The sequence below is a fragment of the Maribacter aurantiacus genome (genome assembly GCF_005780245.1).
GTDB lineage: Bacteria > Bacteroidota > Bacteroidia > Flavobacteriales > Flavobacteriaceae > Maribacter > Maribacter flavus.
Genome location: NZ_VBUK01000003.1, coordinates 288,609 through 302,484, shown reverse-complemented (window position 1 = coordinate 302,484; position 13,876 = coordinate 288,609). Strand labels below are relative to the sequence as shown.

13 protein-coding genes are annotated in these 13,876 nt (G+C 43.1%); 2 read left to right on the top strand and 11 right to left on the bottom strand.

What is annotated here, in order from left to right; all coding sequences use genetic code 11:
* Positions 1–4: 4 nt before the first annotated feature.
* The 9 genes from FEK29_RS08210 to FEK29_RS08170 all read right to left on the bottom strand — a co-directional run bounded on the left by FEK29_RS08210 (position 5) and on the right by FEK29_RS08170 (position 8,410).
* Positions 5–439, bottom strand: a complete 435-nt coding sequence (locus FEK29_RS08210) for a hypothetical protein (protein WP_138257937.1) — start codon at positions 437–439, stop codon at positions 5–7.
* Positions 440–1,573 carry a beta-ketoacyl-ACP synthase III gene (locus tag FEK29_RS08205; protein ID WP_138257936.1) on the bottom strand — a complete coding sequence of 378 codons (1,134 nt, stop codon included), beginning with the start codon at positions 1,571–1,573 and terminating at the stop codon, positions 440–442. It abuts the gene before it with no gap.
* Positions 1,573–2,499 carry a flavodoxin family protein gene (locus FEK29_RS08200; RefSeq protein WP_138257935.1) on the bottom strand — a complete coding sequence of 309 codons (927 nt, stop codon included), beginning with the start codon at positions 2,497–2,499 and terminating at the stop codon, positions 1,573–1,575. The genes FEK29_RS08205 and FEK29_RS08200 overlap by 1 nt, the downstream gene beginning before the upstream one ends.
* Positions 2,496–3,383, bottom strand: coding sequence for an LpxL/LpxP family acyltransferase (locus tag FEK29_RS08195; protein ID WP_138257934.1), 888 nt, complete (start codon positions 3,381–3,383; stop codon positions 2,496–2,498). The genes FEK29_RS08200 and FEK29_RS08195 overlap by 4 nt, the downstream gene beginning before the upstream one ends.
* Positions 3,384–3,503: 120 nt before the next feature.
* Positions 3,504–3,746, bottom strand: a complete 243-nt coding sequence (locus FEK29_RS08190; protein ID WP_138258004.1) for an acyl carrier protein — start codon at positions 3,744–3,746, stop codon at positions 3,504–3,506.
* Positions 3,747–3,750: 4 nt separating this feature from the next.
* Positions 3,751–4,974: a beta-ketoacyl-[acyl-carrier-protein] synthase family protein gene (locus FEK29_RS08185; protein WP_138257933.1), complete on the bottom strand. Its 1,224-nt coding sequence runs from the start codon at positions 4,972–4,974 to the stop codon at positions 3,751–3,753.
* A 22-nt stretch (positions 4,975–4,996) separates the two neighbouring features.
* Positions 4,997–5,728 carry a 3-oxoacyl-ACP reductase FabG gene (gene fabG, locus FEK29_RS08180; RefSeq protein ID WP_138258003.1) on the bottom strand — a complete coding sequence of 244 codons (732 nt, stop codon included), beginning with the start codon at positions 5,726–5,728 and terminating at the stop codon, positions 4,997–4,999.
* 28 nt (positions 5,729–5,756) lie between these two features.
* The gene (locus FEK29_RS08175; RefSeq protein WP_138257932.1) at positions 5,757–6,878 is read right to left on the bottom strand and encodes a WG repeat-containing protein; all 1,122 of its coding nucleotides are present in this window, start codon (positions 6,876–6,878) and stop codon (positions 5,757–5,759) included.
* Complete coding sequence (locus FEK29_RS08170) at positions 6,875–8,410, bottom strand: HAL/PAL/TAL family ammonia-lyase (protein WP_138257931.1); 1,536 nt, start codon at positions 8,408–8,410, stop codon at positions 6,875–6,877. Before FEK29_RS08170 ends, FEK29_RS08175 begins: the two co-directional genes overlap by 4 nt.
* A gap of 118 nt (positions 8,411–8,528) precedes the next feature.
* Here FEK29_RS08170 and FEK29_RS08165 point away from each other — a divergent pair, with 118 nt between their 5' ends.
* Positions 8,529–9,776, top strand: coding sequence for an NAD(P)/FAD-dependent oxidoreductase (locus FEK29_RS08165; RefSeq protein ID WP_138257930.1), 1,248 nt, complete (start codon positions 8,529–8,531; stop codon positions 9,774–9,776).
* Between the two features lie 22 nt (positions 9,777–9,798).
* On the opposite strand, the gene FEK29_RS08160 is transcribed toward FEK29_RS08165, so the two are convergent.
* Complete coding sequence (locus tag FEK29_RS08160; RefSeq protein ID WP_138257929.1) at positions 9,799–11,082, bottom strand: serine hydrolase domain-containing protein; 1,284 nt, start codon at positions 11,080–11,082, stop codon at positions 9,799–9,801.
* A gap of 216 nt (positions 11,083–11,298) precedes the next feature.
* Here FEK29_RS08160 and FEK29_RS08155 point away from each other — a divergent pair, with 216 nt between their 5' ends.
* Complete coding sequence (locus FEK29_RS08155) at positions 11,299–12,957, top strand: solute:sodium symporter family transporter (RefSeq protein WP_138257928.1); 1,659 nt, start codon at positions 11,299–11,301, stop codon at positions 12,955–12,957.
* A gap of 1 nt (position 12,958) precedes the next feature.
* Here FEK29_RS08155 and FEK29_RS08150 read toward each other — a convergent pair whose 3' ends face one another.
* Positions 12,959–13,789 carry a phosphatase PAP2 family protein gene (locus FEK29_RS08150; RefSeq protein WP_240042697.1) on the bottom strand — a complete coding sequence of 277 codons (831 nt, stop codon included), beginning with the start codon at positions 13,787–13,789 and terminating at the stop codon, positions 12,959–12,961.
* Positions 13,790–13,876 lie beyond the last annotated feature (87 nt).

The following is a 13,876-nucleotide window of genomic DNA, read 5'->3' as shown; positions in this document are numbered from 1 at the left end:
GGATTTATGCCAAAGCGGTTTTAATTTCACTGGTTGCGATCACTCTTTCGCCACATTCGACTTTTGCCTCCACCAAGGTAACACCCATGATATCATGAAGAATCGTAACCGTTGTAACCAATTCCGAACCCAATTTGGGCAATTCGAAAATTTCGGCTTTTTTAATGGCGCCTATGTATCCTACAGGAGCAGGTTTATTTTTTAAATAGTAGGTATAGCCTTTGTGCATGGCCACGGTTTGGGCCATATTCTCGATCAGCCCAGGCTCCAAAAATAGTGCATCGACACAGAAAAGGTTTTCGCTTTTTACGGTCAGTCCCGATACAATTTTATGTTCTGAAAAATGGTGCAACGTATCGACCATTACAAACGGATTTTTTTGGGGTATCAGTTCGATGATGAATTCCGAATCGGTAATTGGGGGTTGCAATCGTTCCATCTAATAGACGGTTAAATAAGCGTACATGTAGGAAAATCGGGCACTTTCCGGAACATGGAGCAAAATTCTGTCCCCTTTTTTCAAGTTTCCCGATGCTACAAGCTCTTCCAGCATCACATAAATGGAAGCGGCACCCACATTGCCTACCCGCTCAAGGTTCAAAAACCATTTTTCCCATGGCATGGGTATCCCTTGATTTTCCATTTCCTTGTACAGGCCTTCCTTAAAATAATACGAGGAGATGTGGGGCAAATAATAGTCTACGTCCCCTGGGCCTATGCCATGTTTTTCATACGCTTGTTTTAGGCTGTCCACTCCTTTGACCAAGATGTTGGCGCCCAATAAACGGGTGTCCTGTTTCATGGCAAATAGGGACATCTTTCCCCAATCCTCTGCGGGATATTCACTCCAGGGTTTTAGATTGCCATCCTCAGTTTTTTCGGCGCCAGCGTACATACATGCATCCATTTCGAACGCATACGAGTAACCCTCCATCCATTCGATTTTCAGGGGATTGGGTCCTTTTGGCTTACTTTCCAATAAGACGGCGCCCGCCCCATCGGAGAGCATCCATCTAAGGAATTCCTTGTTAAAGGCCAACATGGGATTGTCCTCCAATTCCTTTAAATGGGTGACCTCGTTTTCAAAAATATCGTTGGTCATCCAGGATGAGGTACGTTCGGAACCGGCACAGACGGCATTTTCCACTTGTCCTGTCATTACAGAAAGATAACCGTACTTTAAGGCATTCATTCCGGAACAACATGCCCCGGAAGGCGAATTGATTTCCATGTTGCCATTTTTCAAGTATCCATGCACCATGGCCGCATGCGACGGCAATATTTGATCGGGACTGGAGGTGCCACAGGACAATAGTTGAATGTCCTTGGTGGTAAAACTCTCATCACACAGTTTCTCCACCACCTCTTTGGTCAGTTGTGCATTGTTATGGGTCGTATTGCCATGTTCATCAATGGCATAATACCGTTGTTTTATTTGATTGTTGCGTAGGACGATACGGCGAGCTTTGGAGGCCTTTCCGTCTATAACTCCCAGTTTTTCCTCCATTTCCTCATTGGATACGGGTTTATTGGGTAAAAATTTGGCAATTTTAGTTATAAATACGTCCTTCATCAATTCTCTTTTAACGCAACCGAGGAATAATAGATTTTATCCCTTTTCCTTCGTTTATAGCTCGGCAAATAAGTCAGCAAAAATACGACAAAAACTATAGGGGCTATGACCCAAATAGCAAATAACAAATAAATTTTGAAGAAACCAATCCATTTGAGGCGTTTGGGATTTGCGGGTTCTCCTTTCTTGATAATGTGGTTCGCCCATTTGGAAAAAAGTATGTTTCCCCTTTTATCGGTCATGATGAGAAAGGGATTTACCCTAACTCCGTTCAGGGCTAAAATTTCATTTTGAAGGGCGTCAAAATTATTGGAAAGCAGGGCTTGCTTAATGGGAGTCCCAAACCGCTCCGCTTCTTTAATGTCCTTATCAGATACCCCGGGTTTTGGAAAAATACCCAAATACCGGTCCTTTCTGCCTGAAAACATCCAATGTGCAATGGTGATCACACTGATATGATTGATATTTCTATCTACAAGGGCGATATGCCCCACCAACTTCGCCCCTACATCAAGCAGCAGCTTCTTCATTTTTTCTTGGGCCATGATCCACATATTTCTACAGGCCACCACCGTAACCACTGGGGTGTCCTTAAGAAGTAATTTTGCATCGGCCGATTTTAGAAAGGAGTTTATGGGAATCGATGGGGTCAGATACCAGACCGGATAGCCTAAAATCACCAAATCGTACTTTTTGTCCAAGATCGTTTTGGATGGAGATTCAAAATCGGTTGGAATCTGAAGGAAAGATTCAGGAAAGCTATCATAGAATTTTTCCTTCTTCCAGGGAAAGTCGTATGCTGGTTTCGGCACTACTTCATAATAGGAAATACGAACGTTATCGCCTTGTATGTTTCTTGCGATATTTTCCAGTATGGTCAATAACTGTCCGGTCTGGGAATAATATATAATTAAAACTTCCTTCATTTCTTTAGACTGTCTTTCCAAAAGTCAAAATAGTTGAACCATTGATAGGGATACCTTACTAAAATCCATTCCATGCTTTGGGTGAATTCACTTAGTAAGGCTTGTGGATCCCGTGCCTTGGCAACCGCTTGTTTTGCGTAAAGATGGTATTCTTTTTTTGGGCCTTTCAGGACATACACGAACAGTACGGGCACCTTTAAACGGGTGGCCAAAAGATAGGGGCCCAATGGAAATTCAGCTTCGGCACCCAAGAATTCCTGTTTTAGGGTCTTGGTGCCTGGAAGGTATCTGTCTCCCGTAAAAACGACCAGACCACCCTGTGCCAGGGCATTGTGTATTTCAAAGATGTGCGACATATCTTCTTGGACCACAATAAACTCCATGGAGGATTTTGATACAATGCCGTCCATATACTCTTTTATATTCTCATGTTCCGCATGTGTGGTCACCATGAAAATCTTTGAAATGGAATAACGATCCTCCAAAAAATAATGGGAAACCTCAAAGTTTCCAATATGTCCGCTTATTAAGATACCACCCTTGTTTTGTTTAAGCAACTCATCAATATGCTCCATTCCGTCATGGGTATATTGATATCTGTCCCTGAATTTTGTAGAAATGGCGACCCTGTCCGTCAACACCTTGCCCAGCATGTAATAGCTTTTGTAAATGGCGGCAATACTTTTTAACCCGGTGTATTTGAGTCTTCCATTGAAATAATAGAAAATGGACTTGGAGCTACTATAGGAGAATAGGAAATAATACAGGACTACAAACCTCAGAATAAAATAGGCCGTGCCAATTCCAAAAGTGTTTAGGAAAAAGATATATAGCTTATAGCCTAGGACGGTACCTTTAGATTTTCCTTCCCACTCCGTCGCCATGTCTCTATGTTCTTTGGGATTTTATCGGCTCCGCCGAAGAATTTGATATCCCTTGGCTTGCCGCAAAATTGAGGTTCGGTTTCATATGAATGCCTCCGGGGCGAGCCCAGAGGTAGTTTGCTAATCCAGTTTTCGTTCTATAAGGTTGTAGAAATCCTGAAGGGTCACAACGTTGACAAAATCCTCACCAACCAATTTCACTCCAAAATTGCTTTCCACGGCGACCACCAAGTCCACAAAATCCAAGCTGTCCAGGCCAATCGTATCCTTTAGGTTTGCATTGGGTTCCAATGCTTCCTCCTCTACTTCAAAATCTTCTATCAAAAAGTCGTTTATCTTCTTGATAATGGTTTGTTTGGTCATCATTTTATCGGTCAACATTTTTTACGATAAGTGCGGAGTTTGTACCGCCAAATCCAAATGAATTGGACAAAAATACATCAATTTTTTTATCTATGGTTTTGTTGGCCAAGTTAAGTTTTGCCGAGACTTCATCGGGGTTTTCAAGGTTAATGTTTGGAGCCACGAAGCTGTGCCGCATCATCAACATGGAATAAAGAACTTCACTGGCCCCGGCCATCCAACATTCGTGTCCCGTCATGGATTTTGTGGAACTTATCAAAGGGTTACTTTGACCAAATACTTCATAGAGCGCCTTTGCTTCGTTGGCATCCCCTACAGGCGTTGAGGTCGCATGGGCATTTATATAATCAATGGCAGCCGCATCGATGTTGGCATCCTTTAGGGCCTTTTGCATGGCCCTGGATGGGCCGTCTACATTGGGAGTGGATATGTGGTCCCCATTGGAAGAAAAACCATAACCAATGACCTCACCTAAAATAGGGGCACCTCTTCTTACGGCACTCTCATAACTTTCCAGGATAAGGGTGGCTGCACCACCACTGGGAATGAGTCCATTTCTGTCTTGGTCAAAAGGTCTGGAGGCCTTGGTAGGGTCGTCATCCCGCAAACCAAAAACACCCAAACCGTCAAAACTTGCCATAGAAATGTGGTTGGTTTCTTGTGCTCCCCCGGCGATTATACAATCTTGCAGCCCGCTTTTAATCAAATGATAGGCCAATCCAATGGAATGCGAACCACTGGCACAGGCTGCGCTTAGGGTTAGATTTATCCCCCTCAATTTAAAAATGGTGGAAAGGTTCATGGTTACCGTAGAGTTCATGGCCTTAAAAATGGCACCCGATCCTACAAGCGTTGTATCTTTTTTCTCTTTTATGGTGTCCACGGATTCCACCACGGACAGTGCCGTGCTATCGTTTCCAAAAATGATTCCAACTTCATTCTTCTCAAAAAAGTCTTCCGTGATTCCAGCGTTCTGCATGGCCTCGACCGTGGCGACGTAGGCATACCTGCTTTCCTCGCCCATGCTGATTCGCTGTCTTCGGGAGAGCATCATTTTTAGATCGGGATCTTCCAAAATACCGGTGAGGGGAGATCTAAAGCCAAACTCGGTTCGAACAGGGTCGATACCAATTCCGGATTTTCCTTGGTACAGGGACTCCTTGACTTCATCCAGATTCTTTCCTATACAGGAATATATGCCCATACCCGTAATTACGACTCGCTTCATCTGCCTCTGCGTTTTCAGTTCATCAGGAATAGATACCTCCGTTGATATTGATTACTTCGCCCGTAATATAGGATGTTTTGTCCGAAGCTAAAAATGAGACGACATGGGCAACTTCCTCGGCCTTGCCAAATCTGTTAACAGGAATCATTTTTTTAAGCTCCGCTTCGTCCAATTCCTCGGTCATATCGGTTTCGATAAACCCAGGGGCAACTGCATTTACGGTGATTTTTCTCTTGGCAACTTCCTGTGCCAAGGCTTTTGTAGCTCCAATAACGGCACTCTTGGCGGCGGAATAATTTGTCTGGCCCGGGGTTCCCTTGAGTCCGGATACGGATACGATATTGATGATCCTGCCATATCTATTGGTAAGTAGTTTTTGGATAAGTGCATTGGTCACGTTGTAAAATCCGTTAAGACTGGTGTTTATAACCGATGACCAATCCTCCATCGGCATCCACATGAAGAGTCCGTCTTTTTTTATACCCGCATTATTGACCAATACCTCGATGATGGCATTTTTATTTTTTTCATGCCATTCGTCCAAGGCGTTTTTGACACCTTTGGAATCGGTCACGTTAAATTGCAGGATTTGCCCGGAGCCACCTACTTCCTCTACCATAGTCAATGTTTCTTGAGCGGCTTTTTTGTTACTGTTGTAATTTATCAAAAGGTGATACTCCAAATCCTTTGCCAATTGAATACAAACGGCCCTTCCTATTCCCCTAGATCCACCTGTGACCAAGGCATATTTGATTTTTTCGGCTCCCATTAAATAACAAGCATTAATTTTTTACGAATGGCTCCGCATTTTGGTACCATTTGTTGCCCAAGAGCTCTCCTTTCGTGTTGAAAAAGCCCCATCCTTCTTTTGATTTTATTCGGGCGAAATCCCCTAAGAATCCCTTGTCGTTGTTGCCGGCCAAAAAGGCGAATCCCGCGGTGATGTCATATTCCATTGGGATAATAAGGTTTCCCTTGGTATCTATAAAACCCCAATCCTTATCTTTGACTGGGGCAAACCCGTTTTCTGAATAGATTTCAGCGTCCTTATATTGGAAATCGATGACCGTTTTTCCCTCTTGGTTAATATATCCCCAATCCTTATTTTCTACCACAGGTGCCAAGCCGTTTGAAAATGCTCTTGCTTTCTTATAAATCGGCTGAATCACCCATTCCCCTTTTGAATTCACGAAGCCTGTCAACTTATCCTTTCGGGCATAGGTTAGACCGGAGTTCCCATGAAAGTTCCACACTTTATCCGCACCTGCGATGACATTGAACGATCCGTTGTGAATAATTCCAAAATCGGCACCTTTTTTGCCATACACTCCGGCTTCGTTCCAAGTATTCCCAATTTCTTCGTACTCAACTGGGATGACCACTTTTCCTTTATTGTCTATCATTCCCCATAATTCCCCATTTTGAACCTTCGCATATCCATCCCTAAAGGATTGGATTTCGTCATAGGTAGGCTCTAGGACGATTTTTCCATCGGTGCCTATGAGACCTATCTTATCACCCTGACGGATAAAGGCCACGCCATCTTCAAAGTCATAGAATTTATCCGTGGAAGGAACTTCCAATTCCTTTCCGCTAGAATCGATGTACCTCCATCGGTCCTCTTTTAGAACCAGGGCATATCCGGAATTGAAATATTTGACCTTGTCGTAAATCGGTTCTATGGCCCAATCCCCACTGGTATTGATATATCCCCATAATTTGTCCTTTTCTACGGCCGCTAAGCCTTCCGAAAAGCTTTTGGCCCCTTCATATTGCGGTTGGATTACGTATTCGCCGGATTTGTTAATGTAGCCGAAGAGGTCGTTTTCACGAACCAGTGCCAATTCTTGGGCAAAAGAAATGACAAATGAAAATAGGGTCAATAGTGTTAAAAGTCGTTTCATGATTTCATATTTTGATGGTTAATAATATAGCTCTTTACTTGATTTACATAAGGATACATGACGGTATCTTCTTTGAATGGGGGAACTATCTTACGAACCGCATCGTACATTTTTTTGGTTTTGGAAGAAACCTTATCGGCCACTCCAAGGTATTCGATCGCTTGAACGATCGTAATCATTTCTATGGCTACTACTTCATAGGCATTTTCGATTACTTTTTTGGTTATAAGGGCAGCATTGGTACCCATACTCACAATATCCTGATTGTCATTATTATTGGGGATGCTGTGAACATACATGGGATTGGACAACATTTGATTTTCCGCGGTAGTAGAAGTTGCCGTAAACTGAACCCCCTGCATACCAAAATTTAATCCTAATGTACCTAAATTAACGAAAGGAGGCAAAATATTGTTCAATTTGGAATTTAGCAAATAATTAAGTTGGCGCTCCGCCAGCATACTCATTTTGGTGACCACAATTTTCAGCTTGTCCATTTCCAGTGAAACGTAATCTCCATGGAAGTTTCCGCCGTGGTATACATGTTTCTTTTCCACATCCACAATGGGGTTGTCGTTGGCAGAATTTACTTCCTCGATCAAAATACGTTCCACTTCGTTGAGCGTATCCCAGACAGGCCCCAGTATTTGGGGAACACAACGAATGGAATAATATTCTTGGACCTTTTCCTCAAAGACCGATACTTCGCTACTGGAATTGTACAAGTGATGTTCGCGCTTGCGCGTTAGGGAACTATCTTTTAAATGACTCCGCATAGCGCGGGCAATTTCTTGTTGGCCTTTGTGTTTTTTGGTGCTGTTGAGCGCTTCGGACAAATGGTCGTCATAGGCTTGCATGATCTCATTTATGGCCGATGAACAGGAAATGGCCCATTCCAACAAGCGCCGGGTGTAAATCGTGTTTACGATACCAATTCCCGTCATTACTGAGGTTCCGTTCATAAGTCCCAAACCTTCCCTAAGGGCCACTTTTATGGGGCTGATGCCTTCCATTTCAAAGACCTCACTGGTAGGTCTTCTTTTCCCTTTGTAAAAGACCTCCCCTTCACCGATCAAGGCCAGGGCCAAATGTGCCAATTGGACCAAATCACCGCTAGCTCCAACACCGCCATGTTCATAAATTAAGGGGACGATGTTTTTGTTGAGTAATTCTGCCATCACTTCAATAACCGAAACATGAACCCCGGAATTTCCCAAACTCAAGGTGTTTAAACGGGCCAACATGGCCGCTCTAACGTATTTTGGTTCAATGGGATTTCCCGTGCCGGAAGCATGGCTTCGTATTAAATTGTACTGTAGGTCCAGGGTCTGGGAATCCTTGATTTTGTATTGGGCCATGGGCCCAAAACCTGTATTTACCCCGTAGATGACCTTGTTTTTGGAAAATTTCTTTAAGAAATTATGACTTTCTTCTACAGTATCCAAAAGCTCCTTGGAAAGCGTAAGGGGCTTTTGATCAAAAATAATATCATAAAAATCCTGAATTCCTAGACTTCCTTTAATTTCTGGCATGTATGGTTGATTCTATAAGGTTTAAATAATACCTTTAGTCTATGTAATTGGTCTTGCAGAAGCAAATTTAAAATAATTAGTGAACTAGGTTCAGGATTGTTCTGGAAATCGTTTTTAGATGAAAAAGGAAAAAGTGGACATATTGATAATAGGGGCGGGACCTTCCGGTTCCGTTGCGGCGGCCTATCTCTTCAACGCAGGTTTTAAGGTGAAAGTAGTGGAGAAAAACAAGTTTCCAAGATTTGTTATCGGTGAAAGTTTGATCCCCAGATGTATGGACCATTTTGAGGCAGTAGGTCTTCTGGATTGCCTCAAGAAAAAGAAATTTGAGGTTAAAACCGGGGCCCGATTTTTACAGGGTCCTAAGGTGTGCGAATTTGATTTCAGTAAAAAGCATACCAAAGGCTGGGACTGGACATGGCAGGTTCCCAGGGCGGAATTTGATAAGACCTTGACGGACGAACTGTTGTCACGTGGGGTTGATATCGAATTTGAAAAGGAAGTTTTGGCCGTCGATTTTAAGGAGGACCGTTCCGTAACCACAATTATGGATGAAGAAGGCAATTCTTCTGAAATCGAGGCAAAGTTTATCATAGATTCCAGTGGTTTCGGTCGGGTGCTCCCTAGATTGTTGGATTTGGAAAAACCATCGGAAATACCCAAGCACTCCTCCATTTTTACCCATGTGAAAGATGTTCGAAGACCTGAAGGCTGGGAGGGACATCGCATTACCTTTGATATCGTAAGCCAGGAGACCTGGCTATGGGTCATTCCTTTTTCCAATGGCTACACCAGTATAGGATATGTGGGGCCCACGGAGTATTTGGAATCCTTTGAGGGCCCCACTGAGGAAAAGTTGCGGCAGATGATGAAATTGAGCGACCACTATCATGACAGGTTTGCAGGCCTGTCCTATGAATTTGAACCCAAAATGATAAAGAACATAGCCAAATCCGTCAAACAACTCTATGGTAAGGGCTATGTACTTACGGGCAATAGCGCGGAGTTTTTAGATCCCGTGTTCTCTTCCGGAGTAACGTTTGCAACGGAATCGGCACACTTATCGGCAAAATTAATTGCCAAAGAACTTAAAGGAGAGGAAGTGGACTGGGAAACCGAGTACTCCCAATATATGTTGGAAGGGGTGGATGTATTCTCTACCTATGTAAAGGAATGGTATACGGGCAACCTTCAAAAAATTTTTTTTAACGATTCTGAGAATCCAGTAATCAAGGAACAAATCTGTTCCGTTTTAGCGGGCTATGTTTGGGACAAGACCAATCCGTTTGTGAAAAACCATCATCGTTTAGTGAAGGCTGTGGCCCATTTCACGGATTTGGAAAAGGAGAATGCCAGTCTTTCCTAATTTAAATTGGTACTTGCAATAATCAATCATCAATAGTAGTAGATACCATCTGCCGGAACTTCCATCCGGTATCGTCATTAACGGGTCCCTGTGTTTGCTTCATAATTATACCGATGACATTTTCCTTGGGATCCGCAAAATACTGGGTGTTGAAGTAGCCGCCCCAGCTAAAGGTACCCTCGCTTCCTTCGCCTCCGGCCATGGCGCCTTTTTTGTTCACAATTTCAAACGCCAGTCCATAATCCTTGCCACCGTCCCAAATAGTGCCGATTTGATTGCTCAGGATGCTGTTGACGGTAGTTCTGCTAAGAAGTCGTTTTCCGTTCAGTTCGCCTCCATTGAGGTACATCTGTAAAAAATTAGCGTAATCCCTTGCCGTACTGGATAATCCTGCTCCGCCCGAAAAAAAGGTTCCTGGGCTGTTCGGGTAGTCAATATCGAAAACAGGGGTTTCAAAACGTTTCCATTTGTTCCCTTCTTTATATTGAACGGCTACCAACCTATCGGCTTTTTCCTTTGGAAGGTAGAAATACGTGTCGTTCATTTGTAAGGGTTCAAAGATTCGGGTGCGCAAAAATTCATTAAAGGGCATTCTTGAAACTATTTCGATAAAATATCCCAATACATCCAGCCCTTCGCTGTAGGTCCAAGCCTCGCCCGGTTCATGATGCAAGGGTAGGGTTGCTAGCTTTTTTATGTTTTCCCCAATACGAATTTTTTCCGATGTAAAAGCGTCAATGATTCCGGCCTTCGCGTACATTTTGCGAAAACGGGCGTCACCATCGATCATGCCATAGCCAATGCCCGATGTATGGGTAATTAGGTCTCTAATGGTAATTTGATTTTTCGCAGGTTTTGTGGTGTAGGTGGAATCTGCTTCGTTAAAGGTATCCAGTATTTGAGCGGCCTCAAATTGCGGGATATATTTTGAAATGGGGTCGTCCAATTTAAACTTGCCCTCTTCCCAAAGCATCATCACGGCCGTGGCGGTAATGGCTTTTGTTTGGGAAGCTATCCTAAAAATGGCATCTTTTTCCATTTCCTCGCCTTTTTCGGTATTTGCCATACCGTAGGCCTTATGAAAGACGATTTTCCCATTTCTCGCAATGAGGGCAACGGCCCCCGGTAGATTGCCCTTTGAAATTTCGCTGCTTAACATCAAGTCGATCTTGTCCAATCGTTCTTGGGACATGCCTTGGGCAGATGGAGTGCCCTCAGTTAGTGTCGGACTATTTTGAATGGAATTTGTTTGTGCCGCTAGGCAAAGGGAATAAAGCAACAGAAGATGGGCTGCGAGGTTTTTCATTTTAAGGGTGTTTGGTATGATTTTTTTAAATGTAGTAAAAGTTTTTCTTATTTAATCGGTAAAATGTGCGGACTAATATTGTATGTATTATATTAGTTGCCGTTCTTTTGTGCGAATTTCATAATTTTCAAAAAATCCGATTCAGATTTTTTGTAATCAATTGAGAAACAGCATTCAAGAATTAATAGACTATAATAACCAACAAACCTCCTTCCTATGGATTTTCTTGCAGTGTTTTCTTTTTTGGGATTTACCTTACTTGTAGCCATTATTGCCTGGTATGCCACTAGAACTACCAATGAAAAATCATCCGATGGTTATTTTTTGGGCGGGCGTAGCTTAACGGCAGGGGTCATAGCGGGATCCCTATTGCTTACCAACCTGTCCACGGAACAGATTGTTGGCTTAAATGGAAGTGCTTATAAAGACGGATTGTCCGTAATGGCTTGGGAAACCCTTGCGGCCATGGCCATGGTGGTTACGGCCGTATTTTTGTTGCCTAGGTATTTGAAGGGCGGATTGACCACGGTTCCGCAATTTTTGGCGGACCGCTTCGATGTTACCACCAAAACGATTACCTCCGCACTCTTTTTGACAGGTTATGTAGTGGTCCTTTTGCCGGTCATATTGTATTCTGGATCTGTGGCCATTAGTGGTATGTTCGATGTGCCGGGTATGTTCAATATTTCTGAATCCGCCGCCTTGGTCTATTGTATTTGGGGGATTGGCATCATTGGGTCTATTTATGCGGTTTTTGGCGGACTCAAGGCCGTGGCCGTTTCGGATAGTATCAATGCCATAGGTTTGATTATTGGGGGCTTATTGATTCCCATTTTTGGTTTGATGGCCATTGGGGATGGAAGCGTGACGCAAGGCTTGGACGTTTTAATGACTGCCAATCCGGAGCGATTCGATTCGACAGGGGAGAAAGGACAGGAGGTACCCTTTGTGACCATATTTACGGGGATGATGTTGGTACAGCTTTTCTATTGGGGCACCAACCAACAGATCATTCAAAGGGCCTTGGGGGCCAAGAACCTCGCCGAAGGCCAGAAAGGATTGTTATTAGCCGCTTTCTTGAAAATTTTAGGGCCCATAATCCTGGTACTACCGGGAATGATAGCCTACTATTATTTTGAGGGAGGATTGGCTTCCAGTGATTTGGCATATCCGGAATTGGTGCGGGCCGTATTGCCTAAAACCTTGGTCGGGTTTTTTGCCGCCGTTTTGTTCGGGGCTATCCTAAGTTCCTTCAATAGCGTGTTGAACAGTTCTGTAACCCTGTTTGGTATCGACATTTACAAACAGCATATCAACAAGGAGGCTTCCGAAGCTACGGTAGTCAAATACGGTAAGATTTTTGGGATTTGCTTGGCCTTGGCCGCTATGTTCATTGCCCCATTTATTGCCAATGCCGGTAGTTTGTTCAATTACCTTCAGGAAATCAATGGAATTTATAGCATTCCTATTTTCACGATTATCGTAGTGGGATATCTCACCAAGCGTGTTCCGGCCATTGCGGCCAAAATTGGAATCTTTTTGGGATCGGCGCTGTATATTATCAGTCAGTTTATCATGAAGCCCCATTTTGTTGGAAAATCTTTGGAGGAGGCAAAAAATGCCGGTATTACAGACCCGGCACAACTTACTTTGGTAGAGGCCGATGCTTATCCACATTACTTGCACGTAATGGCTATATTGTTCATGATGAACTGTATCATTATGCTCGTTATTGGGAAGTTTTATCCACGGAAGGAGGCCTTTGAATTACGTTATACGGAACAGGTGGATATATCGCCTTATAAGTATGTAAAACAAGGCGGTATTGCAGTTGTTCTAATTGTAGTAGCCATTTATGTCTACTTTGCAAAATAATCTAGAATTGTAAGTTAAGTCCAATTTGTCCTGGGCCGAAAGTAAGGTTCCAACTTACTTTTTTGTCTTGGTCATTATATTTTTGGTCATATTTTGAATCCAGATAGCGGTCTATGGATTCAACTGTGGCAATGCTAATGGCGAAAGCAAATACCATATCGCTCAGCCAGTGTTGTCCGTCCCAGACCCTGGATATTCCTGGAATGGCACCTACAGTATAGATACCGGCCTTTAGCCAAGGATTTTTGAATTGTTTGGCAATGGCATAAGCATTCGTAAAGGCTAATATAGCATGGCCTGATGGAAAGGAATGAAAATTTCTGCTGGAGTTAAAAGGGTCAAACGTATCCTTTCCCAAATTCGCCACTGGTCTAGCCCTCCCAACAACGGATTTTAGAACTTGTTGTAAAAGACCTGCAGAAGTGGCCGATGATATTAATAGAACCCCGGTCCGTCGTAATTTTTCGTCTTTGAGTATAAGTCCGGTTAAATAAACTGCAGAGGTTGCAATATAATTGTTTTCGGGACTTCCGTAACTTGTTCCATAGTCCCTGATCCATCCCGGGACACTTTCCCTGTTATTGCGAATAAACCTTGATGTATTGTCGTCAAAAACGTAAACAAGCCCTGTTCCACCCACGACCATTCCAAAATCGGCCCATTGCTCCCCTTTCCAATGAAATGGTCTGGAATAGGAGTGGCCAACCCCCTTGAATATGTTGCCTATATCGTAGGTGAACATTTTCCATCGGGTATCCACAGTGTCCACAGGCTTAATCTGGGCATTTGAATAAAGGGATATGGATAGAGTTATTAAAAGAAAGTATTTCAAAATAAACGTTTAAGATTTTAAAACTATTAAAAAATTTATTTTCACATATGCCATAAAAATAAAAAGCTTGACCCATACCGAGTTAAT